Source organism: Alkalihalobacillus sp. FSL W8-0930 (genome assembly GCA_037965595.1).
Lineage (GTDB): Bacteria > Bacillota > Bacilli > Bacillales > Bacillaceae_D > Alkalicoccobacillus.
The window spans coordinates 1,996,453-2,022,198 of sequence record CP150183.1 but is presented as its reverse complement, the minus strand read 5'-3'; the positions used below and the strand labels follow the sequence as shown (position 1 = coordinate 2,022,198).

Annotated in this window: 25 protein-coding genes and 1 riboswitch; of the genes, 18 read left to right on the top strand and 7 right to left on the bottom strand. The window is 39.9% G+C overall.

Going from position 1 to position 25,746, the window contains the following annotated elements:
• Positions 1-34: 34 nt before the first annotated feature.
• The gene (locus tag NSQ54_10820) at positions 35-1,264 is read right to left on the bottom strand and encodes an aminopeptidase (GenBank protein WYP24830.1); all 1,230 of its coding nucleotides are present in this window, start codon (positions 1,262-1,264) and stop codon (positions 35-37) included.
• Between the two features lie 126 nt (positions 1,265-1,390).
• Positions 1,391-1,434, top strand: a riboswitch (PreQ1 riboswitch).
• 92 nt (positions 1,435-1,526) lie between these two features.
• On the opposite strand from NSQ54_10820, the gene queC reads away from it, so the two are divergent.
• From queC to NSQ54_10785, 7 genes are all read left to right on the top strand, one after another.
• The gene (gene queC / locus NSQ54_10815; GenBank protein ID WYP28537.1) at positions 1,527-2,189 is read left to right on the top strand and encodes a 7-cyano-7-deazaguanine synthase QueC; all 663 of its coding nucleotides are present in this window, start codon (positions 1,527-1,529) and stop codon (positions 2,187-2,189) included.
• The gene (gene queD, locus NSQ54_10810) at positions 2,189-2,617 is read left to right on the top strand and encodes a 6-carboxytetrahydropterin synthase QueD (protein ID WYP24829.1); all 429 of its coding nucleotides are present in this window, start codon (positions 2,189-2,191) and stop codon (positions 2,615-2,617) included. Before queC ends, queD begins: the two co-directional genes overlap by 1 nt.
• Positions 2,610-3,320: a 7-carboxy-7-deazaguanine synthase QueE gene (gene queE, locus NSQ54_10805; protein WYP24828.1), complete on the top strand. Its 711-nt coding sequence runs from the start codon at positions 2,610-2,612 to the stop codon at positions 3,318-3,320. The genes queD and queE overlap by 8 nt, the downstream gene beginning before the upstream one ends.
• 12 nt (positions 3,321-3,332) lie before the next feature.
• Positions 3,333-3,830, top strand: a complete 498-nt coding sequence (gene queF / locus NSQ54_10800) for a preQ(1) synthase (protein WYP24827.1) — start codon at positions 3,333-3,335, stop codon at positions 3,828-3,830.
• A 116-nt stretch (positions 3,831-3,946) separates the two neighbouring features.
• A complete protein-coding gene (locus tag NSQ54_10795; GenBank protein WYP24826.1) occupies positions 3,947-5,170 on the top strand; it encodes an RtcB family protein in 1,224 nt (407 codons plus the stop codon).
• Between the two features lie 23 nt (positions 5,171-5,193).
• The gene (gene thyA, locus NSQ54_10790; GenBank protein ID WYP24825.1) at positions 5,194-6,087 is read left to right on the top strand and encodes a thymidylate synthase; all 894 of its coding nucleotides are present in this window, start codon (positions 5,194-5,196) and stop codon (positions 6,085-6,087) included.
• Between the two features lie 109 nt (positions 6,088-6,196).
• Positions 6,197-6,370, top strand: a complete 174-nt coding sequence (locus NSQ54_10785) for a hypothetical protein (protein ID WYP24824.1) — start codon at positions 6,197-6,199, stop codon at positions 6,368-6,370.
• An 85-nt stretch (positions 6,371-6,455) separates the two neighbouring features.
• On the opposite strand, the gene NSQ54_10780 is transcribed toward NSQ54_10785, so the two are convergent.
• Together NSQ54_10780 and NSQ54_10775 are read right to left on the bottom strand one after the other, a co-directional pair.
• Positions 6,456-7,421, bottom strand: coding sequence for an ABC transporter substrate-binding protein (locus NSQ54_10780; protein ID WYP24823.1), 966 nt, complete (start codon positions 7,419-7,421; stop codon positions 6,456-6,458).
• A 136-nt stretch (positions 7,422-7,557) separates the two neighbouring features.
• A complete protein-coding gene (locus NSQ54_10775) occupies positions 7,558-8,382 on the bottom strand; it encodes an aldo/keto reductase (protein ID WYP24822.1) in 825 nt (274 codons plus the stop codon).
• Between the two features lie 148 nt (positions 8,383-8,530).
• On the opposite strand from NSQ54_10775, the gene NSQ54_10770 reads away from it, so the two are divergent.
• Positions 8,531-8,716, top strand: a complete 186-nt coding sequence (locus tag NSQ54_10770; protein ID WYP24821.1) for a hypothetical protein — start codon at positions 8,531-8,533, stop codon at positions 8,714-8,716.
• Here the strand turns inward: NSQ54_10770 and NSQ54_10765 are convergent.
• Complete coding sequence (locus tag NSQ54_10765) at positions 8,707-9,318, bottom strand: lytic transglycosylase domain-containing protein (protein WYP24820.1); 612 nt, start codon at positions 9,316-9,318, stop codon at positions 8,707-8,709. The genes NSQ54_10770 and NSQ54_10765 overlap by 10 nt on opposite strands.
• Positions 9,319-9,483: 165 nt before the next feature.
• Here NSQ54_10765 and NSQ54_10760 point away from each other — a divergent pair, with 165 nt between their 5' ends.
• Complete coding sequence (locus NSQ54_10760) at positions 9,484-10,467, top strand: class I SAM-dependent methyltransferase (GenBank protein ID WYP24819.1); 984 nt, start codon at positions 9,484-9,486, stop codon at positions 10,465-10,467.
• Here NSQ54_10760 and NSQ54_10755 read toward each other — a convergent pair.
• Positions 10,454-10,684, bottom strand: a complete 231-nt coding sequence (locus tag NSQ54_10755; protein ID WYP24818.1) for a hypothetical protein — start codon at positions 10,682-10,684, stop codon at positions 10,454-10,456. The two genes, NSQ54_10760 and NSQ54_10755, sit on opposite strands and share 14 nt — an antisense overlap.
• 420 nt (positions 10,685-11,104) lie before the next feature.
• On the opposite strand from NSQ54_10755, the gene NSQ54_10750 reads away from it, so the two are divergent.
• The 4 genes from NSQ54_10750 (at position 11,105) to NSQ54_10735 (ending at position 16,331) form a co-directional block, all read left to right on the top strand.
• Complete coding sequence (locus NSQ54_10750) at positions 11,105-13,939, top strand: 2-oxoglutarate dehydrogenase E1 component (GenBank protein ID WYP24817.1); 2,835 nt, start codon at positions 11,105-11,107, stop codon at positions 13,937-13,939.
• Positions 13,940-13,954: 15 nt separating this feature from the next.
• On the top strand, positions 13,955-15,217 hold the full coding sequence (sucB, locus tag NSQ54_10745; protein ID WYP24816.1) for a dihydrolipoyllysine-residue succinyltransferase: 1,263 nt from the start codon (positions 13,955-13,957) through the stop codon (positions 15,215-15,217).
• 71 nt (positions 15,218-15,288) lie between these two features.
• Entirely contained in the window at positions 15,289-15,489 is a 201-nt protein-coding gene (locus NSQ54_10740) for a DUF6501 family protein (GenBank protein WYP24815.1), read from the top strand.
• Positions 15,490-15,716: 227 nt separating this feature from the next.
• Positions 15,717-16,331 carry a DedA family protein gene (locus NSQ54_10735; GenBank protein ID WYP24814.1) on the top strand — a complete coding sequence of 205 codons (615 nt, stop codon included), beginning with the start codon at positions 15,717-15,719 and terminating at the stop codon, positions 16,329-16,331.
• Positions 16,332-16,386: 55 nt separating this feature from the next.
• Here the strand turns inward: NSQ54_10735 and NSQ54_10730 are convergent, their stop codons facing one another.
• Positions 16,387-17,316 (bottom strand): aldo/keto reductase, encoded by a 930-nt coding sequence (locus NSQ54_10730; protein WYP24813.1) that lies wholly within the window; start codon positions 17,314-17,316, stop codon positions 16,387-16,389.
• A gap of 122 nt (positions 17,317-17,438) precedes the next feature.
• On the opposite strand from NSQ54_10730, the gene NSQ54_10725 reads away from it, so the two are divergent.
• Genes NSQ54_10725 through NSQ54_10715 form a run of 3 tightly spaced genes read left to right on the top strand, consistent with a single transcriptional unit; the run spans position 17,439 to position 20,476 of the window.
• Positions 17,439-18,686 (top strand): ABC transporter substrate-binding protein, encoded by a 1,248-nt coding sequence (locus NSQ54_10725; GenBank protein WYP24812.1) that lies wholly within the window; start codon positions 17,439-17,441, stop codon positions 18,684-18,686.
• Positions 18,687-18,697: 11 nt separating this feature from the next.
• Positions 18,698-19,630 (top strand): sugar ABC transporter permease, encoded by a 933-nt coding sequence (locus tag NSQ54_10720; protein WYP24811.1) that lies wholly within the window; start codon positions 18,698-18,700, stop codon positions 19,628-19,630.
• Positions 19,631-19,645: 15 nt separating this feature from the next.
• Complete coding sequence (locus NSQ54_10715; GenBank protein WYP24810.1) at positions 19,646-20,476, top strand: carbohydrate ABC transporter permease; 831 nt, start codon at positions 19,646-19,648, stop codon at positions 20,474-20,476.
• Between the two features lie 162 nt (positions 20,477-20,638).
• Here NSQ54_10715 and NSQ54_10710 read toward each other — a convergent pair whose 3' ends face one another.
• Positions 20,639-22,228 carry an ATP-binding cassette domain-containing protein gene (locus NSQ54_10710; GenBank protein ID WYP24809.1) on the bottom strand — a complete coding sequence of 530 codons (1,590 nt, stop codon included), beginning with the start codon at positions 22,226-22,228 and terminating at the stop codon, positions 20,639-20,641.
• 189 nt (positions 22,229-22,417) lie between these two features.
• Here NSQ54_10710 and NSQ54_10705 point away from each other — a divergent pair, with 189 nt between their 5' ends.
• On the top strand, positions 22,418-23,509 hold the full coding sequence (locus NSQ54_10705; GenBank protein WYP24808.1) for a PQQ-dependent sugar dehydrogenase: 1,092 nt from the start codon (positions 22,418-22,420) through the stop codon (positions 23,507-23,509).
• 57 nt (positions 23,510-23,566) lie between these two features.
• Complete coding sequence (gene recQ, locus NSQ54_10700; GenBank protein WYP24807.1) at positions 23,567-25,690, top strand: DNA helicase RecQ; 2,124 nt, start codon at positions 23,567-23,569, stop codon at positions 25,688-25,690.
• Positions 25,691-25,746 lie beyond the last annotated feature (56 nt).

Here is a 25,746-nt window from a genome sequence, read left to right as displayed (position 1 = left end):
AAAAGCACCTACTATAGGTGCTTTTTTTGTTTGATTAGATCGCCCAGTTTCCGTTACGGAATACAGGAACACGGCTGCCATCTTTTTGAATACCATCTATGTCCATTGAAGCAGAACCGACCATGAAGTCAACATGGGTTTGACTTGTATTGATTCCGTTTGCTTCAAGCTCTTCATTTGTCATTTCTTTACCACCTTCAATATTAAAGGCATAAGCACTTCCAATCGCTAAGTGGTTTGATGCATTCTCATCGAATAGTGTATTAAAGAAGATGATGTTTGTATCAGAGATCGGTGATTTGTGTGGAACAAGTGCAACCTCACCAATATAGCGAGAGTTTTCATCATTCTCAAGTAATCGTTCTAATGTTTCTTGACCTTTTTCTGCCGTGGCTTTAGTAATTTTACCTTCTTCAAAAGTAAGAGTGAAGTTCTCAATCAGTGAGCCACCATAGCTTAATGGCTTAGTGCTTGTTACATGGCCATTTACACCCGTTTTCTTTGCAGCTGTAAAGACTTCTTCCGTCGGCATGTTTGCAACAAAGTCTACGCCACTTTTGCTAATACTGCCTCCAGATACCCATAGATGTGTTTCTGGTAATTCAATTGTTAAGTCTGTTCCTTCTGCTGTGTAATGAAGTGCGTGGAAATGCTGTTGATTTAAGATGTCCATCTTTTCATCCAATGTAGCAAGGTGTTCTTTCCATGCTGCTACAGGGTTTGCTTGGTCAATTCTTGTTGCGGCGAAGATTGCATTCCAAAGCTTTTCAACCGCTTTTTCCCCTTTTTCTTCAGGGAAAACCGTTTCAGCCCAACCTACAGACGGCACTGCAACGATTGACCAGCTAACCTTGTCAGAAGTGATGTAGCGTCTAAATCCATTTAATGCGGCTCCAGCTGCTTTGTTAGCATTGGCAATGCGAGTAGGATCCACACCCTTTAGTAAATCAGGATCAGATCCAGTAATGCTTAAGAAGGCAGAACCTTTTTCAGCTTCCTCTTCTAACCCTTTTGCACGCCACTCTGGATATGTATGAAAAGATTCGTCAGGTGCAAGGTGATACTTTAGCTTTGATATTTCTTCGTCAGACCATTCTACTTCTACATGACCTGCTCCAGCTTCGTACGCTTTTTTAGCTACTACACGAACAAATTCTGCGGCAAAAAGGGGTGTGCGAATAACCAGTGTTTGACCTGGTTGAATGTTCACTCCAACTTTTACAGCGAGCTCTGCATATTTTTCTACTTGTTCAACAAAAGACATAAAAAGCCTCCTCAAATTAAGCAAACTGAATTTCTATTCTCTCCTATATTACCAACTTTTACGCAAAGTGAAAAGAATAGCTGACTGCGAACAGTTATGTTACACTAAGACTAACGGATTGAATAGGTATAAGAGGTTCGCAAACTCCCTCTATAAAAAACTAACAGTAAGCTGTGTTCTGTTTTGAACTGGACCAGTTTTTTTTCCTGTGTTTGGGGTTACGAACGCTCTTTTTCCTTAAAAAAGGAGTTAAGAGTGTATGATGAAAGACGAAAAAGCCGTTGTGGTGTTTAGCGGTGGACAAGACAGTACAACATGTTTATTTTGGGCATTAAAAGAATTTAAAGAAGTCTATACCGTAACCTTCGATTATGGTCAAAGACATTCGGCTGAAATTGAGTGTGCAAAAGAAATTGCGGACGAGTTAGGCGTATCTTTGCATGTATTAGATATGACACTCATTAATCAATTGTCTGCAAATGCCTTAACGCGTGATGACATCGATGTGAAAGATGGGGAAGAAGGAGAGCTACCGTCAACCTTTGTTGCGGGGCGTAATCACTTATTCTTATCGTTTGCAGCTGTGTATGCTCGTGAAATGGGTGCACGACATCTGATTACCGGAGTTTGTGAAACAGACTTTAGCGGGTATCCGGATTGTCGTGATGTATTTATTAAATCATTAAATGTCACACTAAATTTAGCGATGGATGAACAATTTGTTATCCATACACCTTTAATGTGGCTGAATAAGGAACAAACATGGGAGCTAGCGGATGAACTAGGCGCGCTTTCTTTTGTTCGTGAAAAAACATTAACTTGTTATCATGGCGTACGCGGTGATGGTTGTGGCGAGTGTCCTTCTTGTATCCTCAGAAAGAATGGCTTAGATGCTTATCTTTCTAAGAAAGGGGGGCAAGTGTAATGCTACAGCAATTTTATCCGCAGGTGCCGCATTCGTATTCATTTGAATTAAATAAGGATATGCATTTGGCGGCTGCTCATTATATTGACGACGAAAGAGCGGGAAACTGCCAAAACATGCATGGTCATACGTATTTTATTAATATAACTATTGCAGGGGACGAGCTAGACGAGCTAGGTTTTTTAGTGGATTTTAAACGTTTAAAACAAATTGTTCATAAACGCTATGATCATACATTATTAAACCAGCACTCAGAATTTAGTCATCGCCCACCTACGACGGAGGAGGTTTCTCGTCAGATAGGGCAGGCCGTTCAAGCTGAACTAAATACACTAGCGAATAAACCGGTTTGTTTGCAAGTAGTTGTACGAGAAACGCCAACAAGCTATGTTGTTTTTCGACCGAAGCAAGGTGATTTCCATGCGTAAGATACCGGTAATGGAGATTTTTGGACCAACCATTCAAGGTGAAGGCATGGTTATTGGCAAGAAAACGATGTTTGTGCGAACAGGTGGCTGTGATTATAAATGTTCATGGTGTGATTCAAGCTTTACGTGGGATGGAACAGGCAAAAGCACATCAATGACAGCAGAAGATATTATTTCGAAATTAAAAGAAATCGGGGGAGAGCAATTCTCTCACGTTACGATTTCTGGGGGAAACCCTGCTCTGCATAAAGGTATTGGTGAGCTTGTTACTCAACTTACTGAACTAGGGCTGGAAACAGCTATTGAAACGCAAGGGACGATCTGGCAGGATTGGTTAACACAGATTACTGATGTAACCATCTCCCCTAAACCACCTAGCTCAGGAATGGAAACAGACTTTGAGAAATTAGATGTCTTTTTTAAGCATCTTACAAAAGAGCAGGCAAGCTTAAAGGTTGTTGTTTTTGATGATGTCGATTTTGCATATGCAGAAGATGTTCATACGCGTTATCCGGATATTCCGTTTTATTTACAAGTCGGGAACCCAGACGCATCAACAACAAACGATCAAGCATTAATATCAGATCTATTAACTAGATACGAATGGCTAATTGACAAAGCCGTTGCAGCAACATCGATGAACAATGCTCGAGTATTACCTCAGCTCCATACTTTGGTTTGGGGTAATAAACGAGGCGTATAAGGAGAGTTTAAAATGAGTGGACGACAAAAGGAAGAGCTTGAAGGTGTCACATTACTTGGGAACCAAGGCACAAAATATGAGGTAGAATACAATCCAGGGATCCTTGAAGTCTTTGAAAACCAACACCCAAATCGAGACTACTTTGTGAAATTTAACTGCCCTGAATTTACTTCTCTATGCCCCATTACGGGTCAGCCTGATTTCGCAGCAATCTACATTAGTTATGTACCAGATGTGAAAATGGTAGAAAGTAAATCGTTAAAGCTGTATTTATTTAGCTTTAGAAATCACGGAGATTTCCATGAGGACTGCATGAACAAAATCATGAACGATCTGATAGAGCTAATGGATCCGCGTTACATTGAGGTATGGGGTAAATTTACCCCACGTGGTGGGATTAGTATTGATCCATATTGTAATTATGGTAAGCCTGGAACTAAGTTTGAAGAGATGGCAAACTACCGTATGATGAATCATGATTTGTATCCAGAAACAATTACGAATCGATAAGAGCTTAAATCCAGCAAAGGCACATTGTGGCTGCTGCTGGATTTTTTTGTGAGATCCTCTTTATCTTCTTCTTAAAAAAACGTATGATATGTAAAAGATTAGATAGAGGTGAACGTATGTATCAAGAGATAAAATCCGTCCGAGTCTGGGGGCGCCCATTAGATAGCGCGGTTGAACAAGCGGTTCTTTGTGCGAGTCACGGGAATGTTGTACAAAGTTTATTAATGGCCGATCATCACAAGGGATATAGTCAGCCTGTAGGTGGAGTCATGGTGTACGATGGTCAAATATCCCCTTCAGGAGTAGGGTATGATATTGCTTGTGGCAACAAAGCGGTTCGTACAAATTGTACATACAAAGAGATCAAACGGCACATCCCTAAAATTATGGATGAAATCGCACGTACCATCTCGTTTGGAATTGGCAGAGTGAATCAGGAGCCTGTTGATCATGACGTATTTGATGATCCAGCGTGGGATGTCTTTGACGAGATTGATCATCAAACAAAACATACGTTTAAGGAACTTGCTAGAAAACAGCTAGGAACAGTGGGAAGTGGTAATCACTTTGTTGATTTGTTTGTGGAAGAGAAAACAGGTGACATTTGGATTGCCAATCACTTTGGTAGTCGTGGGTTTGGTCATAAAACAGCAAGTGGATTCTTAAATTTAGCAAAAGGAAAAGCGTTTCATGACAAAGTTGGCGGCGAAAAGATGGAGGACGTTCCGACTTTGTTTGATATCCATTCTGATGTTGGACAGATGTATCTTAATGCAATGACCTTGGCTGGACGTTATGCTTACGCAGGAAGAGACTATGTGATTGATAAGGTGCTTGGAATCATTAAGGCACATGCAACGTTCACCGTCCACAATCATCACAACTTTGCTTGGAGAGAAGTTCACGATAACAAAGAAGTCGTGGTTGTCAGAAAGGGAGCTACTCCCAACGCACCAGGTCAGTGGGGTTTTATTGGTGGTAGCATGGGTGATGAGTCGGTTATTATTCAAGGTAAGGACTCTGAGGAAAACCAAGCGGCTTACTTTAGTACGGTTCACGGAGCCGGACGTATTATGAGCCGAACGCAAGCAGCTGGCAAAATGAATTGGAAAACAAAACAACGCAAGGGTGGAGAGATTTCTCCAAAACAAATGAATGATGCCATAAGTGAATATGGTGTTGAATTACGTGGTGGTGGGACGGATGAAAGTCCGTTTGTATATAAAAAGCTTAGAAGTGTGCTAAAAGCTCACCAGGAAACAATTGATGTGAAGCATGTGTTACGTCCAATTGGCGTGTGCATGGCAGGAGCGAATGAGTTTGACCCATATAAGGATTGAACAGCAATTTAGGAGTGAGGGCAATGAGCGAAGCAGATGTACAGTATAAACAAATCATTAACAAAATTATAACTGATGGATATAGCAATCAAGGAGAACACGTACGAACGGTTTGGAAGGACGGGGAGCCGGCCTATACGAAATCCATTGTGGCACAGTCCATGCATTTTTCAAATAAAGAGGTCCCAATTCTAACAACAAAAAAAGTGGCTTGGAAAACAGCGATACGCGAACTTCTTTGGATTTGGCAAAAGAAATCAAATAACGTAGAAGAGCTACGTCAAATGAATGTACAGATCTGGAATGAATGGGAGCAAGAGGACGGGACGATAGGGAAAGCATACGGATATCAGTTAGGGAAAAGAAATCGCACATATCAAGTTAAAAACGTGGACGTAGCCCTTCTGGATCCTAGACATGAAACCATTGAAGGAGAAACAATCTTACTTGATCAAGTGGATTACTTAATACAAGAGCTTAAGTCAAACCCTTCATCACGAAGACATATAACGATGCTCTGGAACCCTGATGAACTGGATGAAATGTCTCTGACGCCATGTGTATATGAAACGCAGTGGCACGTGAAAGGGAACAAGCTCCACCTTGAAGTACGATGCCGCTCTAATGATATGGGTCTTGGTAATCCATTTAATGTCTTTCAATATAACGTGCTCCAGCGAATGATCGCTCAAGTAACTGGGTATGAGCTTGGCGAGTATCATTTTCATATTGGTGATGCTCATATTTACGAGCGACATACGGAGCCGTTACAGCAGCAAGTGAGTCGGGAGGCATTCCAAGCACCAGAGCTCGTTATAAATCCTGACGTCACGTCTTTTTATGATTTTACGATTGAGGATTTCCAGTTACTTCATTATCAGTTTGGAGATAAGGTACAAATGGAAATTGCTATTTAATGATGAAGTCTGCTCTAGTGAAACTTGAGCAGGCTTTTTTTCGTATAGTGTTGTAGATGTAAATAATGGAAGCTATACTAAAGTAAAAGAATCATCGAGGAGGCTGAAAATGGCTGACAATGAGGAAAGACTTGTACAAATGCAACGTGAAATTGATGAACTAAGAAAAGAAGTGGAAGAACTACAGACAACTGGATACGTAGAAGAAAAATCAAGCCAATGGTATTGGGTGCTCGTTCCTATCATGGCTCTCTCCATTCCGATTATTGCGATGTTAAGGTAGTCCCAATGATCTTACAAAAAAAGGCTAGTGATCTTTAGTATAGAATCACTAGCCTTATTATTTATATTTTTGCTGTTTCCTTTTACTACTTTGTCAAAAGCTCTTTTGCAGACTCAATCGTTTGTGTATGAGCTTGCAAACCATTGTACAACCATGAAGATTCTCTATCTTCAGGATAAACCTGACCTTTTGAGACGGCGGGCACGTTTGCCCATACTGGATCATCTAATAAGTCATCAGCTGCTTCCTCAGAACTATTTATAAAGATGAGATGATCCGCGTCTAATTCTGCTAGAGATTCAAGCGTTACTGGATTCCATTGTGCAATGTTGTCATCTGGCAAGTCCGCAATCACATTAGCTGGTTCAAGCTCCAAGTCTTCAAATAATGTCGCCCCGCTTGATTGTGTAGGAGAAACGGTGTAATACGTATCTGCTACATACCAAATGGCCGCTACTTTCTCATCACCAATCGACTGCTGAATGGCATCTTTTGAATCTTCAACAAGGGTATCGTAATCAGCTAAGGCTTGTTCCGCCTCTTCCGACTTTCCGAGAATGTTCCCCAGCTCAGTTAGTGTTTTACGCCAATCATTTGTGACTTCGTCTCCTAACACAAAGGTTGGCGCTATGGAATTGTATTGCTCATATAACCCAGATTCAATTTGCGTTTCATCATTAATTAAAATAAAGTCAGGATCTATACTTGTTACTTCTTCTAGTGGTAATTCAGAAGAAATAGGAGGTACGCCTTCCAATTGATCTTCAAGATACACTTGTGTGCCGTTTGGTGTAGACCACTGGGCAACAGGTGTTACTCCAAGCGTAACAAGATAATCCTCTAAATACGTTCCAAGAACACGCTCTGGATTTTCTGGAATGTTTACGTCATGACCCATTGCATCCGTCATGACGTTTGCTGAGTCAGTAGTGCCAGTGGAATCAGTTGATTCGTCCTCAGAATCAGAGCCGCACGCTGACAATGCTAGAATACTTGCACTAGCTAATGCTAGCATGTATGTTGATTTCTTTACTTTATGTATATTTCTCATCGTTTATAAACCTCCACGTTTCTTATCAATCATTTAGTATACCCTCTATATAATAATGATATTCATTATCAAAAGCAACTAATTAGAGAAAAAAGAAAAGACGACCCAAAGCAAGAGCTTTGAGTCGTAAGTTAAGTTAACGTTTATCCATGTCGTTTGGATGGGATCCATTTCTGCTATTTTGGTTAAGAGAGTGAATGGTTTTCATTTCATCCTCAGATAGTTCAAAATCAAAAACATCAAAATTCTCTTCAATTCTTGAAGGAGTGACCGACTTAGGAATCACAATTGTGTTATTTTGTAAGTGCCAACGCAATACAACTTGAGCAGGCGTTTTATCGTGAGCTTTCGCAATCTCAACGACTTTATCGTTCGTTAAAACCTCTCCACCCTGCATAAGCGGACTCCATGCTTCTACAAAGATGTTATGTTTAGCACAGAACTCTTTAAGTTCATCTTGAACTAAATAAGGATGACACTCAATCTGGTTTAGTACTGGTACGACCTCGCACTCGTCAAGCAATCTTTGCAGATGCTCTACTTCAAAGTTACATACTCCAATGGCTTTTACTTTGCCTTCTTTATAGAGCGTTTCCATTGCTTTGTATGTATCAACATACGTATCATACATTGGAGTAGGCCAGTGGATAAGGTACAAATCAACATAATCTAAACCAAGGCGCTCTAAACTTTCATTAAACGCTTTAATAGTTGAATCATAACCCTGATCACCATTCCATACTTTTGTTGTAATAAACAAATCAGATCGATCAATCGACGTATCTTTGAGAGCTTTTCCTACACCTTTTTCATTCTTATAGATCATGGCCGTATCAATGGAGCGATAGCCAACTTCAAGTGCTTTTTTTACAGCAGGTGTTGCTTCTTCATCAGGAACCTGCCAAACTCCAAATCCAAGTTGAGGCATCTTTAAACCGTTGTTTAACGTTACAAATTCCATTTCATTCAGCTCCCTCTCATAAATGTGTCATGCATATCAAGCATATCATGAGTTACTACGGTTATCGAATGATATGCATGACGTTAAAAGAGTGATAAAATTAAAGGTATAGAGCTCATATTAAAACGCGAAAGAAAGAGTGGTTTCATTGAGACAATTTCGATACGTTAGTTTGTTCATTTGGTTATTTCTTTTAATGGGCTGTAGCTTACCAGACCTAGGTCAGACAAAGTCCGAGGGGAAACAGATGCAATTAAAACATGAACCTTCATATATCGAACCTGTAGAAGTAGAAGAGCAAACGGAACAACCCGTTTATACAAATCAATCCTGATCTAGCGGGAGAGTAATTAACTCATAGTTTTCTTGATACGCATGATAATATCCCATAACTTCTTCTACATACTCTTCACTTCTATTATAAGAAAATAATGCACCTTCTAAATCCCCATCAGATGCCCCATGATCAGATAGAAATGCAGCTGCGGCATAGGCTGAGTCTTCTATGTTAAAAGGGTCAGCTTCTCCTTTTCCTGATACATCCATTCCATACCCGTTATGTTCCTCGATTAGTTCTGGATCTGTAAAATCAACATCATCATCAAGCTCCCCAATGTCACCACCAGGGTGAGACCAGCCTACCCACGTTCTAGGCATAAATTGAAAAGGCCCAAGCGCACCAACAGGACTTTCCATAGGTTTCATCGTAGAGAAAATGGTTTCAACGCGATGTACGGAGGCGAGTAACTCCCATGGAATCTCATATTCATCAGCTGCCTCTTGGTACACGGGTACAAATTTCTCTGGGATTTGATGTTGTCCAATGACCGTTTTGTACGTAATTTGTCTGACTTGATTGTTAGACTGAAAGAGATACACAAACAGAGCAATAATGGCAACAAAACCCACTAGCAAAAACATCAACATTTTTCTCATATACAGTCATCCTCTAGAATTCTTCATTGTCAATTTGAAATCTCATTATATCGTTTCAGTTGATAGAAGGAAAGCGACAATTCAGCGACGGTTTCATTTGTCTAATGGATGGGAATGTAACATTAAGCACAAGATGCTAAGTTAATTGTGATGGGGGAGAGAAATGTGATAGCAGAATACCAAAGATTATGGCAAGCACGTAAATGGATGAAGAAAAATGAACCGTTTCTACAAGCTTGGCATGCTCATTTAGGATATAGTCTTGATTTATTTAAGGCATTTGAGAAACCTGTTACAGCAAAGTTGATCGCAGAGAGATATTCATATAAAGAGGATTTATTAGAGCGCTGGGTTGAAGTCGGCTTGGCACTAGGTTATTTAAAAGGAAAACAAGGGAAGAAAATTCAATCAAAGAAACGAATGGTTACTTACTTGTCAAAAACGAGTCATCAATCAGTTGGGATCCTTCTAAAAGAAATGATGGAACTACATATACCAACAATGCTTTCTTATCGGCATTTAATGAAGGGCGATGAAGTATCTCTGTTAGAAGAGGATATAGGACACACCGTTGCAGAAACATCAGGCCTCCTTGAATCCGTAATGTTCCCTAAAATGACCTCTGTTGTGAAAAAAGAAAAAGTGAAACGAGTGTTAGATGTAGGGTGTGGACATGGAGGATATTTGCATCGTTTACATCAAAAATTTCCTCATGTGCAGTTAACAGGGATTGAAGCGGACGCTAAAGTGCAAAAAGAAGCGGCTCAACAGGCGAAGGGAACAGATATCACAGTTATTCATGCTGACTTCATGAACTACATTGATCAGAATCAGTATGACTTAGTTATGATGAATAATTTATTCTACTATTTTTCATATCAGGACCGCCTAAAACTGTTTAAGAGAGCGTCAAAGCTTCTTAGTAAGAAAGGTCATTTGTTCATCATGTCTCCGCTTGTCAGTTCAAAGCACGGTCAAAGATTTGCCTCAGGTTTTAACAGTTTTATGTCCGCTCATGAAGAAATGTATCCAGTGCCGAATGAGAAGGAATTGCAGTCTTATGCTAAAAAGACTGGATTTACACAAGTTTCCTGTACTCCTGTCATTCGAGAAGGTGGATGGTATGTTCTCTTGTTCAAAAAGAAGTAAGTTCATCTTGAATCTCTTTTAAAAGTTGATCATATTGTGCGTTATTAGTGAAAAGCGAAGGATTCCAATTTTGCTCAATCCACTGTTTTAATTCAGTACCGTTTGTAAACACTTGTCCGCTTGTATCGGCCTTTCGTATCGCATATCGACCGTTCACGTTATCAACAATCACCAAACTGGGCACATTTGATTCTGTTGTCCAAATTGTTTTCTCCATAGGGATTCCTCCTTTAGTTATGGTTCAGTTTTACCAAAATGAAAAAAGTTATGCTGGAATTTAACCAAGTGATTTACTTGGTTTGTTCCTTTAACGTATAATAGAATAGAAGAAGTTGGCGAGCTTAACACCTAATCATTTATAACTACAGAATTTAGCTGTAAGTGAGGATTTTTTACGTTCGACATCATTCTTTTAAAAGACTACATTTTTTTCTGAAAAAGCCAAATAAATGCTAGATTTTCTCAATGAAAAGGCGTACAATTTTAATGGTTGTTGAAAGATTCTTAGCGAATTTTCGTGAAAACACCAGATTCCTTTGAGTGCAAGACAGAATCGTGGTAAACTATCTGTGTAAGCGTTACAAAAATTAACGGTAACTATTGAGAGTAGAAAAGTTTCTTAGGGGGTTATTATCACATGTCCAGCAAGGAGAATAACCAAGAAGCGCCGTGGCAAGGATTTCATGGTCCCAACCTTGGCGTTGTGATTGAACTGTATGATGAGTTTTTAAAGGATGCGAATGCTGTTGATCCTGATCTACGTGAGAAATTTGAATTATGGGGTCCACCTCCAACTCAAATAGACACAGATGGAGTAAAAGGAACAACAAATACGCTCAACCCGGACATGATGACGAAAGTAGTAAGTGCAGTTAAGCTTGCTGATATGATTCGGGCCAAAGGTCATTTGGTCTCTAACATCAATCCAATTCTACGTTCAGAGCTAAGCGATGAATTTATTAGTTTAGAGCGTTTTCAATTAACGAAGGAAGACCTTCTAAATATCCCAGCAGGACTTTTGATGAACAATGCTCCAGCCCATTTGCGAAATGGTTTTGATGTAATTGAACATCTTAAGAAACGCTACACAAAAACAACGGCGTTTGAATTTGAGCATGTTCAAGATGAAGAAGAAAGAATATGGTTACGAAATGCTGTTGAGTCGGGTGACTTTTTTGAGGATCTGACTACTGATAAAAAGAAAGATCTATTAAAACGTTTAACGGAAGTAGAAGGATTTGAAAAATTTATTCACCGTACGTTTGTAGGTCAAAAACGATTTTCAATAGAAGGATTAGATACGCTTGTTCCAATGCTTGATGAATCAATTGATTTGTCTATGAGTAAAGGGACAAAAAATGTAATGATTGGTATGGCTCACAGAGGAAGATTAAATGTATTGGCTCACACACTTGGAAAGCCTTACAATCGCATTTTCTCAGAGTTCCTGCAAGCACCTAAGGAGAACACAGCTCCTACAGAAGGCGGAGAAGAATACAATGACGGTTGGACAGGTGATGTAAAGTATCACTTGGGTGAAAATCGAATCATTGAAAAAGAACAACATTCTGCTAGAGTTACCCTTGCAAATAATCCGAGTCATCTAGAATTTGTTAGCCCGATTGTAGAAGGCTACGCTCGTGCAGCACAAGAAGATCGCTCAGAAAAAGGTCAACCTCAACAAGACGTTAGCAAAGCTTTGGCGATTTTAATTCATGGAGATGCTGCATTTCCTGGCCAAGGTGTTGTAACAGAGACATTAAACTTAAGTCGTTTAAATGGTTATCAAATCGGTGGAAGTCTGCATGTGATTGCCAACAATAACATTGGGTACACAACTGAAATATTTGATTCACGTTCAACTACATATGCAAGTGATCCTGCAAAAGGATTCGAAATTCCAATAGTTCATGTAAATGCAGACGATGCAGAGGCCTGTGTAAAAGTAACGAAATTAGCGGTTGAATACCGCAAGCGCTTCAAAAAAGACTTCTTAATTGATTTAATTGGTTATCGTCGATATGGCCACAATGAAGGGGATGAACCAGCTGTCACTCAGCCGGTACTATACGATGAAATTCGTAAGCATCCAACTGTACGTGAACTATATGCTCGTCAGCTTGAAGAAGCCGGGACGGTAAAAGCCAATTATGGCAAACAACTAGATGAAGAGCAAGCAAATCTTTTGCAAGAGGAATACGATTCCATTTCCAATAAGAAATCTGAGAACAAGCAAGAGCTTAGTCCTCCAGGTTTTATTGTAAACGGCTTGCCAAAAGTGAAAACGCAAGTGGAAAGAGAACGTTTAGAGTCAATTAATGAACAGCTTTTGCAGTGGCCAGATGGATTTAAACCAAATCAAAAGCTTGAAAAGATTTTACATCGTAGATTGGATGCTTTTAAAGAAAATGGTGCGCTTGATTGGGGCTTAGGTGAGTATTTAGCGTTTGCAACCATTCTAGCGGACGGTACACCAATTCGTTTAACTGGTCAGGATACTGAGCGTGGAACGTTTGCTCATAGACATGCGGTGTTGCATGATCGAGAAACAAATAAAACAATTACACCACTTCATGAATTTGAAGACGGAGCTGCATCGTTCTCCATTTATAATTCACCGTTGTCAGAGCAAGCAGCTGTTGGGTACGAGTATGGCTATAATGTCTTTTCACCAGAAACACTCGTGCTTTGGGAAGCTCAATTTGGTGACTTTAGTAATGGAGCACAAGTGATGCTTGACCAGTGGGTATCTGCGGCTCGCGCTAAATGGGGCCAAAAATCTGGACTTGTTTTACTCCTTCCTCATGGTTATGAGGGGATGGGACCAGAGCATTCAAGTGCAAGACTTGAGCGCTTCCTTCAAATGGCTGCGGAAAATAACTGGACTGTTGCAAACTGTACGTCTGCAGCTCAATACTTCCATATTTTGCGTCGTCAAGCTGCCATTCTCCAAAAGAATGCTGTAAGACCTTTAATTATCATGACGCCTAAAAGCTTATTGCGTAACAAGGCTGCTTCATCAAAACCAGCTGAGTTCACGGATGGTGAATTCCTTCCAGTACTTGAGCATACAACAACAGGATCAGAAGTTGAAAAAGTAGAGCGAGTTGTACTATGCAGTGGAAAAATTGGTGTAGAGTTAAATGATCATTTAGCGAAAAACCAAGATGAAGATACAAGCTGGATTCATATTGCAAGAGTGGAAGAGCTATATCCATTCCCTCGTCGTGTGATTCGTGAGCTTCTGCAAAAATTCCCGAATCTCAAAGAGGTTAAATGGGTGCAAGAAGAACCTAAAAACATGGGAGCTTGGACTTTTATGGAGTCTCGTATTCTGGAGATTCTTCCTGAAGAGGTTGAACTTAGCTATATTGGACGCACGTATCGTTCAAGTCCAGCTGAAGGTGTATCATCTGCTCATAAAACAGAACAATCCCGCATTGTAAACGAGACTTTTACTCGTAAAAACTAAGGAGGCGCATCCATCATGACTGAAATTAAAGTACCAGAACTAGCTGAATCGATTACTGAAGGAACGATTGCCGAGTGGTTAAAAAAAGTAGGCGATCACGTTAATCAAGGAGAGTATATTGCAGAACTGGAAACAGATAAGGTCAACATTGAAATCACATCAGAATATTCTGGGGTGATTAAGGAGCTAAAGCGTGAACCGGGTGATACAGTTGAAGTCGGAGAAGTAATTGCCATTATTGATGAGAGCGCTGATGGATCGGGCGATCAAGGAAGCGATGAGCAAAGCTCTGAACCAGCCGAAGAGAAAAAAGATGCTGCTCCTGAATCAAAAGAAGAGTCGAAGGAAGAAGCTCCTCAATCAACGTCTTCTGAAGAATTAACAGAAGATGAGCGTAGACTAGCAACTCCTTCTGCACGCAAACGCGCAAGAGAAAAAGGGATCTCGTTAAAAGATATTAACTCAAACGGAACGATCCGTAAGCAAGATGTTGATTCCCATTCAACTCAAAAAGAAGAGCCAAAAAAGGAAACAAAAAAAGAAACAAAAGCACCTGCACAAGCAGATAATCCTGCTAAACCTGTAGAGCGTATTAAGATGTCAAGACGTCGTCAAACGATCGCTAAACGTTTGGTTGAATCTCAGCAAACAGCTGCGATGCTAACGACTTTTAACGAGATTGATATGACAAATGTGATGGATCTTCGTAAGCGTCGTAAGGATGCATTCCAAGAAAAAACAGGAGTAAAACTTGGGTTCATGTCATTCTTTACAAAAGCGGTAATCGGGGCATTAAAACAATTCCCATTATTAAACGCAGAGATTCAAGGAGACGAAATCCTAATGAAGAAATACTATGACATTGGGATCGCTGTTTCAACGGATGATGGTCTAGTTGTACCAGTTGTTCGTGATGCAGATCGCTTAGGATTTGCAGGAATTGAAAGTGAAATCCGTAATCTAGGTCTAAAAGCGCGTGATAATAAGCTTGCTTTATCTGATCTACAAGGCGGTAGCTTCACAATTACAAACGGTGGAGTATTCGGTTCTCTATGGTCTACACCTATTCTTAATGCACCTCAGGTTGGTATCTTGGGCATGCATAAAGTTCAATGGAGACCAGTTGCTATTGACGAGGAAACCTTTGAAAATCGTCCGATGATGTACATTGCTCTTTCATATGATCATAGAATCGTAGATGGGAAAGAAGCAGTAAGCTTCCTTGTGAAAGTGAAGGAAATGCTTGAGGACCCAGAAAACTTGTTGTTAGAAGGATAAGTATTGTATGCTTAGAGAAGCTGACTCGTCAGCTTCTCTTTTTTATCACGAATTAAAGGCAGGTAATGAAAATGATTCATCAACAGTGGGAAACAAACGAAACCATCCGTGAACTGACATGCGTTCATACGGATGCCAAAAAGTATATGGTTAACCGTGCTTTAACAGTAGGAAACACCTATCCATTAAAAAATGAGACTGAGGAATTTTATTTTGTGATTGATAACACAGGTAAGATCGGTGGATATTACAAAGAGTATTTTAAAGGGTAACCAAAAGAGCTTGAGTCATATCTAAAAATGAATACACAAAGGGCGAATGATTTGATAGCAGAATCATTCGCCCATTTGTTGTTTTATTAAAACGAGCAGAGGGATTCTCCTGTAGTGGATGTGGTGCTACGTTCGTGTTTTAATCATCAATTTAAAGTTATGTTTCGCACTTTTTTTGTTTTCTATGAGGGAAATGAGGGTATCTATTTCCTGAGGAGATGAATACAATGGACTGGATCAATGAAATGATCAATCACGTCTTACCATATGGTTATACAGCATTATTTATTTGTTTTGCCATCGGATTGTTTATTTTTCCAGTCCCAAATGAAGTTCTATTAATGACAGGTGGTTGGATGGTTACATTAACGTATGTAGAACCGATTCCAACGTTTTTAACTATTTTTGCAGCAGTCATTTGTCATGGCTCTATATGGTATACAATTGGAGCAAGGATGAATCAGACGATGACTAAACAAACTCGTTTTGGTGCAAAGTGGAAAAAACGAGCTGAGGAAAGTACAAAGCTTATTAATCGACATGGTAAGCGTGCGCTATTATTTAGCTATTATCTTCCGTTTGTTCGCCATGCTGTTCCACTTGGAGTAGGGGCTTCGTCCATTCGATATGTAACCTTTGCCACGTACGCTTTCTTATCTGCTTCCATTTGGGTTGCAGCCTATTTCTCCATGGGTTACTTCTTCGGCCAGATGATAGGGCAGGTTCAATCCATACTAGAGCAAGTCACATATCTTGTTATTGTCGCTTGTGTTGCTCTTGGATTTTTTGTATATCGAAAGTTCAAAAAGAATGATGTGGATAAAATGATACAAAAAATATAATCAATAAAATAGGCGAGGAGCTCATCACTTGAGCAACTCGCCTTTTTAACTTCATTTATTTTTGTAAATCAAGATAAGCAATTTCATCGGCTGATAAAGTAAGACTTGCTCCTCGCCCACAAGATTGTAATTCTTGACGGTTTTGTGGTCCAATAATAGCACCTGTCGGGAAGCTTTGATTTAATACATACGCTAAAGCAACTTCAATCAAACTGCACTGTTTCTCCTTCGATAGCTTCTCTGCTCTGTCGTAACGTTCCCAGTTCTCATCATTATAAAACACACGAACTAAATCTTCATTCTCCAAATTATCGCGAGTGAATCGACCCGTGAAGAATCCTCTCGCTTGTGAAGACCAAGAGAATAATGGAAGCTTGCTTTGCTCATGCCATTCGATCATCTGCTGATCTGCGCTAACGCATCCTGGCCAATAAGGCTCTTTTGCTTTAGCTAAACTCAGGTTTGGACTTGAAAACGAAAAGCCCTGCATACCGTTTTTAGCTGCATACTGATTCGCTTCTTGAAGCCTTTCTACACTCCAATTTGATGCACCAAATGCTTGAATTCTCCCAGCTTGAACATGCTCATTTAACCACTCAAGTATATCTTCTACGCGTACTGTCAAGTCATCTCGGTGGAGTGCATATAATTCAACATGGTCTGTTTTTAGGCGTTCAAGACTTGTTTGAAGCTGATCATACAATTCAACTTGATTAATCGTATGTCCATGTTGATTTGGGTGACCACCTTTTGTCCATATATTTAATATATCTCGATTAGAGGCTTGATCAATCCACTGTCCAATTGCTTTTTCACTCTCACCACCTGCATAAATGTATGCGGTATCAATTGTGTTCCCACCAACTTCAACAAACGCCTCAATCATCTCGTTTACTTTCTCTTGATTTTGAGGTGTAAAATAATCAGAGCCTAAGATTAATGAACTGATTGGCTTTTTAACAGCTGAAATGTTTATATGATTCATAAAATAAGCCTCCTAGTAAACTTGTTGTAATCGATTTCATTTTAATATATTATAAGTTGTACGTCCAACTATTTTACGTAAAAGTTTAAATGTAAGCGTTATCATATTCTGAGGAGGATGTTATGAAACGACTAAACCGTCTTTTACTAGGTGCATTTTGTACAGGGATGCTAGTTAGTTGTGCGAATTCAGAAGGAGCAGAAGGCGATACAACCATTACTCTGTGGTATTGGCATCGTGCGTTAGATGATCAAGTGATTAAAGATGTTGAGGCAGAGTTCCCTGGTGTCACTATTAATGCTCAGAAAGTGGGCGGAGAATACAAAACAAAGCTGCATACCGCTTTAATTGCAGGGAATGGACCAGATATCGTGGCGATGAATGACTGGGCCTCTGAGTATCTTCAGTATAGTGATAAGTTCGTAAACTTAAATGATTACGGAGTAGAGGAAATAAAAGAAGACTACTTAGATTGGAAATGGAATTTAGCGATTGACCCGGAAACAGACACAATGATTGCCCTACCGATTGATACAGGTCCAACCGTCTTATATTATCGAGCGGACTTATTTGAAGAGGCTGGTCTGCCTTCTGAACCAGATGAAGTTGCAGAACAAATTAATAGTTGGGATGCCTATGTTAAAGCAGGGGAGCAGATGAAGGAACGTACAGGGGTCTTTATGTTTGATAACCTGCAAAGAACGTATTTACAAAATATTGAACAACAATCAGATAAATACTTTACAACAGATGAAGAATATATTGGCGATGGCGGATCGGTTCGAGAAGCTTGGGATATGGCGATGAAGGTAAATGAACTGCAGCTAACACCGAGAATTGCGGATGGAGAACGGAATGCAGCACTAAATAACGGATCGATCGCTTCATTTATTGGGGCAGTATGGGAAGCGAATATCTTAAAGGACGCTGCTCCTGATACAGCAGGTGAATGGAGGATTACAGCAGCACCTGGTGGAGCAGGAAATAATGGAGGTTCATTTTTAGGGGTTTTAGAATCTTCAGAGGAAAAGGATTTGGCAGTTGAGATAACAAAAGCATTAGTATCAACAGAATCACAAAAGGAACATTATTTAGGCGTAGAGCTTTTCCCTTCTACCATTGAAACCATTGAGTCAGAGGATCTGTATCAACCCGACCCATTCTTTGGTGATCAAGTGGTAATGGAGGTGTATGCAGAAGCAGCAAAGGATGTACCTCTAACATATTACGGAAATCTTTACGGACCGCTAAGAAGTTATTTTGAGGATGAACTCACATTAGTGGAGAGAGGAAATAAAGATCCAGACACTGCATGGCAAGATGTGCAGACGAAGATTAGTCGAGAGTTATCTAGACAAACAAATGAGTAGGAGGGATATGAATGAGTCGTCCAGTTCCGAATTCATCAAGTGACCGTGTAGAAGCAATGAGTAAGCCTTCCTTATGGAGTGAAATATGGAAGCATCGAATCCTGTATCTTTTTATTTCACCTTTCTTTCTCTTGTTTTTAATCTTTGGATTGTTTCCGATTTTATTTTCTCTGTATTTGTCTTTTCATAGTTGGTCGGGGTTAGGTGACATGACGTTTGTGGGATTTTCTCAATTTAACTACCTGTTAACAGAACCCGTTTTTTGGCAATCGGTAGGGAACACATTTGCAATCTGGTTCCTGTCCAGTGTACCAATGCTGTTTTTTGCCTTAGTGATCGCCTTCTTGTTAAATCTCCCTAGGCTACGAATGAGGGGGGCGTATCGAACAATGTTTTTTATTACAAACGTCACTTCGATCGTTGCTGTAGCGATCATTTTTGAAACGATTTTTAGTAATCAATATGGATTATTAAATTATGTTCTATCTCTCATAGGAATTGGCTCGCTTGAATGGATGAACTCTTCGTTTTTAATTAAAGTTGTTATTGCTTCCATGGTCGTTTGGCGATTTGTTGGGTATAATGCGATCATTTATCTAGCAGGGTTGCAAAGTATTCCTAAATCTTTATATGAAGCAGCGGTGATTGATGGAGCGAATAAAATTCAGATTTTCTTTCGTATCACGATTCCATTGCTTCGTCCAATCATTTTATTTACAGTCATTATGACTACGATTGGATCAATGCAAATCTTTACAGAGCCAGAAGTCTTACTCGGACTATCAGGTGGTGTAGGAGGAGCAGGAATGACGATGACTCTTTATATGTATAATGAAGGCTTTATAAATAGTAACTATGGTTATGCTTCAGCTGTTTCATGGATGATGTTTATTATTATAGGAGCGTTCTCATTTATCAATTGGAAGCTTGTTCAACGAGCATAAGGAGGAGGGAATGGAATGACAAATGATCGCTGGTATATGAAGCTTATCGTGCATCTTTTGCTATTAATCGGAGTCTTTATCTCAATCTTTCCGTTTTATTGGCTGATTGTGATGGCAACCAATACTACAAGTGAAATTCTACAATTTCCGCCTCGTCTTACGTTTGGTGGCGAGCTCTGGAACAATATCAATGATGTTTTTGACAATATTAACTTTTTTCAAGCCTTATTTAATACCGTTTTTGTTTCTACTGTAACGTCAATAGGTGTCTTGTTCTTTTGTTCACTAGCCGGATTTGCTTTTGCAAAATTCAATTTTCCAGGTAAAAATATGTTGTTTGTAGCGCTGCTCCTTACAATGATGATTCCTGCTCAAATGAGTTTTGTTCCTTCCTTCTTGTTAATTGCTCAGTTTGGTTGGGTAGACTCGTATAAAGCCTTAATTATTCCGAGTCTTGCAAGTGCATTTGGGATCTTTTGGATCAGACAGTTTTGTCAGGAATCCGTCCCGAATGACTTACTTGATGCAGGTAGATTAGATGGGTGTGGGATGTTCCGATTGTATTGGAATGTCGCATTACCAACATTAAGACCAGCTTTAACCTTCCTTGGGATCTTTACATTTATTAATGTGTGGAATGACTATCTATGGCCACTTGTTACGATCAATGATCCGCAAAAATATACTCTACAAGTCATGCTGTCACAATTAAATGGTGTGTATGATACAGACTATGCCATGATCATGGCTGGCACACTGATGGCCACGTTACCTCTGATTATTTTGTTTATCATCTTTAGCAGACAATTTATGGCAGGAGTAGCAGAAGGGGCAGTGAAGGAGTAATTTGTAAAAAAGAAGAAGGTTGGGACATAACTAAAAACCAATACAAAAATGGCGAATGATTCAATTGCAGAATCATTCGCCATTCCTTATTTTATTTGAACAAGCGAGGGTTTCTCCTGTAGCGGATATATTGCTATGTTCATGTTTTGCTAACTAAGTTAATTAAGCTCTTTCCTTAAGAAACTCCTCATAAGAAAGCTCTTTGTCAATTAAGCCCTCGTCTGTAAGCTCAATAATACGGTTAGCAATCGTGTGAATAAACTGTTGGTCATGTGATGCAAAGATCATCGACCCTTTGTAGTTAATTAAACCATTGTTGACTGCTGTAATAGATTCTAAGTCAAGGTGGTTGGTAGGCTCATCTAAAAGAAGAACGTTTGCACCACTTAACATCATTTTAGAAAGCATGCAACGAACTTTCTCTCCTCCAGATAGGACGTTTGCTTTTTTGTGCACTTCTTCACCAGAGAAAAGCATACGACCTAAGAAACCGCGTAGGAATGTATCACTATCATCCTCAGGAGAATACTGTCTTAACCATTCAAGGATTGATGTTTCATTTCCTTCAAAGAAGCTGGAGTTATCCTTAGGAAAGTACGATTGAGATGTTGTGATTCCCCATTTGTAGCTTCCGGAGTCTGGTTCCATCTCACCAGTAAGGATTTTGAAAAGTGTTGTTTTAGCTGTTTCATGCGTACCAACTAACGCAATCTTATCATCCTTGTTCATAGTGAAACTAACATTGTTTAAGACTTTTACGCCATCAATTGTTTTACTAAGGTTTTCAACACGTAACAAATCGTTTCCAACCTCACGCTCTGGAGCGAAGTGAACGTATGGATATTTACGAGAAGAAGGTTTAATATCATCTAACTCAATCTTGTCTAGCAATTTTTTACGTGAAGTTGCTTGCTTTGATTTCGAGGCATTAGCACTAAAGCGAGCAATAAAGCCTTGTAATTCTTTAATCTTTTCTTCTTTTTTCTTGTTATTATCTTGTGCCATTCTTTGGGCAAGCTGGCTTGACTCATACCAGAAATCGTAGTTCCCAACATACACTTGGATTTTACCGAAATCAAGGTCAGCAATGTGAGTACATACGTTGTTTAAGAAATGTCTGTCATGCGACACAACAATAACGGTGTTTTCAAAATTAATTAAGAAGTCCTCTAACCATTGGATCGCTTTTAAGTCCAAGTGGTTGGTAGGCTCATCCAAAAGAAGAACATCAGGTTGACCAAATAGAGCTTGAGCAAGCAATGTTTTTACACGCTCTGAACCTGTTAGGTCAGCTAGTTTTTTGTAGTGAAGCGACTCATCAATGCCTAGTCCTTTTAGGAGAACAGCAGCTTCTGATTCTGCTTCCCACCCGTTAAGTTCAGCGAATTCGCCTTCCAGCTCAGCTGCTTTCATGCCATCTTCATCCGTGAAATCTTCCTTCATATAGATGGCGTTTTTCTCTTGCATCACTTGATACAAACGTGGGTGACCCATCATAACAGTGTTAAGTACTTCTTCTTCCTCATATTCAAAGTGGTTTTGCTTTAAAACAGCTAAACGTTGTCCTGGCTTTAAGCTCACATCACCTGATTGAGGTTCAATTTCTCCAGATAGAATTTTAATAAACGTTGATTTTCCAGCTCCATTAGCCCCAATCAATCCGTAACAATTCCCTGGGCTAAATTTAATATTCACTTCATCAAATAATTTGCGGTCTCCGTACTGCAAACCTACATTATGAACAGTAATCATGTGTTGTTTCCTCCAATTATCGGTACAAGCGCTATACGCTTTTATTTATGCAATTGTGTCCATCTTGTCCATTCTACAACCTTAAAAGCCTGATGTAAACGGCAAAGAGGCTTTTCGCGCGACTGATCTAAAAAAGAATGCGGTTTATTTCATATCCTTAAAGGTAATAGAGTTTTTGGAGGGGATAAGATGAAAAAGACATTGATGATGGGGCTAGCAGCAAGTGTTTTAACTGCTTGTGGAGTGGAACCGGCTGATGAGGAGTCGAGTGAGACAAATGGGCAAAACCAAGGAGACGCTAACAACAGCACGGACACAAACGAATCTGAATTGGACGAGAATATAGTTGCTGACTCATTGAATTCGCCGTGGGCTATGCAAGTGCATGAGGAAAGCTGGTTTATTACCGACCGTGATGGAAACCTTTTAATGGTACAGGATGGAGAAGTGTCAGATCAAACATTAAATGTATCAGAGGAGATCGTGCAGCAAGGTGAATCGGGACTGCTCGGATTTGTTTTACATCCTGACTTTGAATCCAATCAACAAGCGTTCTTATATCATTCGTATCAGGATAGTGAAGGGATTAAAAATCGAGTGATTCAAGTGGTAAGAAACGAAGATGTATGGGAAGAAGAAGCAGAGCTACTAGGGAACATTCCAGGGGCGCCTACTCATAACGGAGGTAGATTAGCTATTTTTGAAGATGAATTGTATGTGACAACTGGCGATGCAGAGGATCCCCCATTATCTCAGGATGTTGATTCATTAGCTGGGAAGATCCTAAAAATGACGTTTGATGGTTCGATTCCAGATGCTATGCCAATGGAAGATTCATATGTATGGTCCTATGGCCATCGTAATCCACAAGGACTTGCTTGGTCAGAGGATGGAACGATGTATAGCTCTGAGCACGGGCAAACAGCATTAGATGAAATAAACCAAATTGAACCCGGAAATAATTATGGCTGGCCAGATTATGAAGGCGACGATACATCAGATGATATCGAGGCACCATTCATTCATTCTGGTGACGACACCTGGGCTCCGTCTGGTCTTGTTGCCATGGAAGATCAGCTTTACATGGCAGGTTTGCGTGGGGAGGCTGTGTATGAGGTGAACATTGATGAAGGTGAGATTAGTCCTTTCATTGAAGGATATGGTCGCATTCGAGATGTTCTTGTGCAAGATAATCAATTATACTTTTTAACAAATAACACAGATGGCCGTGGCAATCCTGACGACACAGATGATAAACTAATAGAAGTCGAATTAAACTAAAGTTCGCCACGCTGCGAACTTTTTTACTTATTACACTTCTTAAAGGGGGCATTGGTTTTGTCACGTACGAATCTAGAAGAGGATGCCCGTCGTCTACTTCAGCAAACGTTTGGATATGAATCCTTTCGATCTGGACAACAACGAGTGATTTCTCATGTATTAAATGGACAGGATACACTAGCGATCATGCCTACAGGTGGAGGAAAGTCAATCTGTTATCAAATCCCCGCAATGTTACTTCAAGGGTTAACGATTGTGATCTCGCCCTTAATCTCATTAATGAAAGACCAAGTGGATGCTTTAAATGAACTCGGTATTGCTTCAACCTATTTAAATAGTACCTTGTCTGCCCAAGAAGAATTTGCTCGTACAGAACGAATAAAAGACGGTCAATATAAACTTGTTTACGTTGCTCCTGAACGATTAGAGAATTTCGCGTTTCAGAGGCTGTTATCTTCTATCGACATCTCTTTAGTAGCGATTGATGAGGCACACTGTATGTCACAGTGGGGCCATGACTTTAGACCAAGCTATATGAAAATTCCGCAGTGGATTGAACAGCTACAGCCTCGCCCAAATGTGCTGGCTCTAACGGCTACCGCAACAAAGGATGTACAAAATGACTTAAAAGCACATTTAGCGATTTCAGAGGATCATGCGGTTGTGACAGGCTTTGCGCGGACGAATTTATCTTTTCAGGTGATGAAAGGGGTCGACAAACGCGCATTTGTGACCCGTTTTGTGAACCAGCGTAAGGGTGAGCCTGGAATTATCTATGTGTCAACACGTAAAGAAGCGGAGCAGATCGCTAGTCACCTTGAAAAGAAGTCCTTTACATGTGGAATCTATCATGGAGGTATGAGCGATGTTGAAAGGGCCACGAGTCAAGAGGATTTTCTGTATGACAGGGTGGAGATGATGGTTGCAACAAATGCATTTGGTATGGGAATTAACAAGTCGAATGTACGATATGTCATTCACTATAATCTACCAAAAAACATTGAAGCATATTACCAGGAAGCAGGTCGAGCGGGTCGAGACGGAGAAAAAGGAGATTGTATCTTATTATTTGGTGGACAGGATATCAGAACCCAACAATTTTTCATCGAACAATCGGATGCAGACGCAACATATAAACAAAATGAATTTTATAAGCTCCAAAAGATGATTTCGTATTGTCATACAGAAAGCTGTCTTCAACAGACAATCCTACGATACTTTGGGGATGATTCGGACGAGCCATGTGGACGCTGCAGTAATTGTTTACAGCAAGGTGAAAAACAAGAATGTACGAAGGAAGCTCAAATGGTGTTTTCATGTATAAAGCGAACACGAGAGCGCTTTGGAACGATGATGATTGCACAAATTTTAACAGGTTCTACTAATCAGAAAATCAAACAATTTGGTTTAGACAAACTTCCAACCTATGGCCTAATGAAACAACAAACAGCTAAGTCTGTTCAATCGTTTATTGATTATCTTGTAGCTGAAGAGTATTTGCAACGGACAAATTCTGAGTATCCGACAATTGAACTGACAGAGCGTGCAGTAAACGTATTACTCGGCAACGAGCAAGTCATGAGGCGAATCGAACCCGAAACTAAAGAGCCTGAAGAGTTAGATGAAGTGTTTGCTGTACTTCGAGAATTACGGAAAGAGCTTGCCTCGGCAAGTGGCATACCGCCATATTTGGTATTTTCAGATAAGACGTTAAAAGAAATGAGTAAGTACATCCCGCAAACAGAAGAGGAATTTGGTTCCATTAGCGGAGTGGGTGAGCAGAAGAAAACAAAGTATGCAGAAGCGTTTATCCAGGCACTGGCTCCGTTTAAAGATAAAAAGCCAGAGATGGATATCACATTACGTCCTGCTAAGACATCATCAAATGGATCTGGGAAGAAAGGGAATCATTTAGAGACGGCAACCCAATTTTTAAACGGCTTAACCATTCAAGAGCTTGTAAATGAACGTGAATTATCAGAAAGAACCATTCTTAATCATTTAATACGTGCGGAATCTGAAGGGATGGAACTTAACTTAGCTAGCCTTGTTCCAGAAGATAAAAGAGAGCAAATCCTGCAAACAGCCGAGCGAGTGGGTGCAGAGTTCTTAAGACCGATTAAGGATGAGCTACCGGAAAACTATACATTTGAAGAAATCCGTCTAGTTATCGGTAAATAAATTCATTATTTCGTCATTGTTAGAATCAATCCTGATGTTATGATGTGATATAATGT

Bases quoted from the DNA above. Each gene is read 5' to 3' on its own strand.
- NSQ54_10820 (WYP24830.1), bottom strand. From the start codon at position 1,264: ATGTCTTTTGTTGAACAAGTAGAAAAATATGCAGAGCTCGCTGTAAAA.
- queC (WYP28537.1), top strand. From the start codon at position 1,527: ATGAAAGACGAAAAAGCCGTTGTGGTGTTTAGCGGTGGACAAGACAGT.
- queD (WYP24829.1), top strand. From the start codon at position 2,189: ATGCTACAGCAATTTTATCCGCAGGTGCCGCATTCGTATTCATTTGAA.
- queE (WYP24828.1), top strand. From the start codon at position 2,610: ATGCGTAAGATACCGGTAATGGAGATTTTTGGACCAACCATTCAAGGT.
- queF (WYP24827.1), top strand. From the start codon at position 3,333: ATGAGTGGACGACAAAAGGAAGAGCTTGAAGGTGTCACATTACTTGGG.
- NSQ54_10795 (WYP24826.1), top strand. From the start codon at position 3,947: ATGTATCAAGAGATAAAATCCGTCCGAGTCTGGGGGCGCCCATTAGAT.
- thyA (WYP24825.1), top strand. From the start codon at position 5,194: ATGAGCGAAGCAGATGTACAGTATAAACAAATCATTAACAAAATTATA.
- NSQ54_10785 (WYP24824.1), top strand. From the start codon at position 6,197: ATGGCTGACAATGAGGAAAGACTTGTACAAATGCAACGTGAAATTGAT.
- NSQ54_10780 (WYP24823.1), bottom strand. From the start codon at position 7,421: ATGAGAAATATACATAAAGTAAAGAAATCAACATACATGCTAGCATTA.
- NSQ54_10775 (WYP24822.1), bottom strand. From the start codon at position 8,382: ATGGAATTTGTAACGTTAAACAACGGTTTAAAGATGCCTCAACTTGGA.
- NSQ54_10765 (WYP24820.1), bottom strand. From the start codon at position 9,318: ATGAGAAAAATGTTGATGTTTTTGCTAGTGGGTTTTGTTGCCATTATT.
- NSQ54_10755 (WYP24818.1), bottom strand. From the start codon at position 10,684: ATGGAGAAAACAATTTGGACAACAGAATCAAATGTGCCCAGTTTGGTG.
- NSQ54_10750 (WYP24817.1), top strand. From the start codon at position 11,105: ATGTCCAGCAAGGAGAATAACCAAGAAGCGCCGTGGCAAGGATTTCAT.
- sucB (WYP24816.1), top strand. From the start codon at position 13,955: ATGACTGAAATTAAAGTACCAGAACTAGCTGAATCGATTACTGAAGGA.
- NSQ54_10740 (WYP24815.1), top strand. From the start codon at position 15,289: ATGATTCATCAACAGTGGGAAACAAACGAAACCATCCGTGAACTGACA.
- NSQ54_10735 (WYP24814.1), top strand. From the start codon at position 15,717: ATGGACTGGATCAATGAAATGATCAATCACGTCTTACCATATGGTTAT.
- NSQ54_10730 (WYP24813.1), bottom strand. From the start codon at position 17,316: ATGAATCATATAAACATTTCAGCTGTTAAAAAGCCAATCAGTTCATTA.
- NSQ54_10725 (WYP24812.1), top strand. From the start codon at position 17,439: ATGAAACGACTAAACCGTCTTTTACTAGGTGCATTTTGTACAGGGATG.
- NSQ54_10720 (WYP24811.1), top strand. From the start codon at position 18,698: ATGAGTCGTCCAGTTCCGAATTCATCAAGTGACCGTGTAGAAGCAATG.
- NSQ54_10715 (WYP24810.1), top strand. From the start codon at position 19,646: ATGACAAATGATCGCTGGTATATGAAGCTTATCGTGCATCTTTTGCTA.
- NSQ54_10710 (WYP24809.1), bottom strand. From the start codon at position 22,228: ATGATTACTGTTCATAATGTAGGTTTGCAGTACGGAGACCGCAAATTA.
- NSQ54_10705 (WYP24808.1), top strand. From the start codon at position 22,418: ATGAAAAAGACATTGATGATGGGGCTAGCAGCAAGTGTTTTAACTGCT.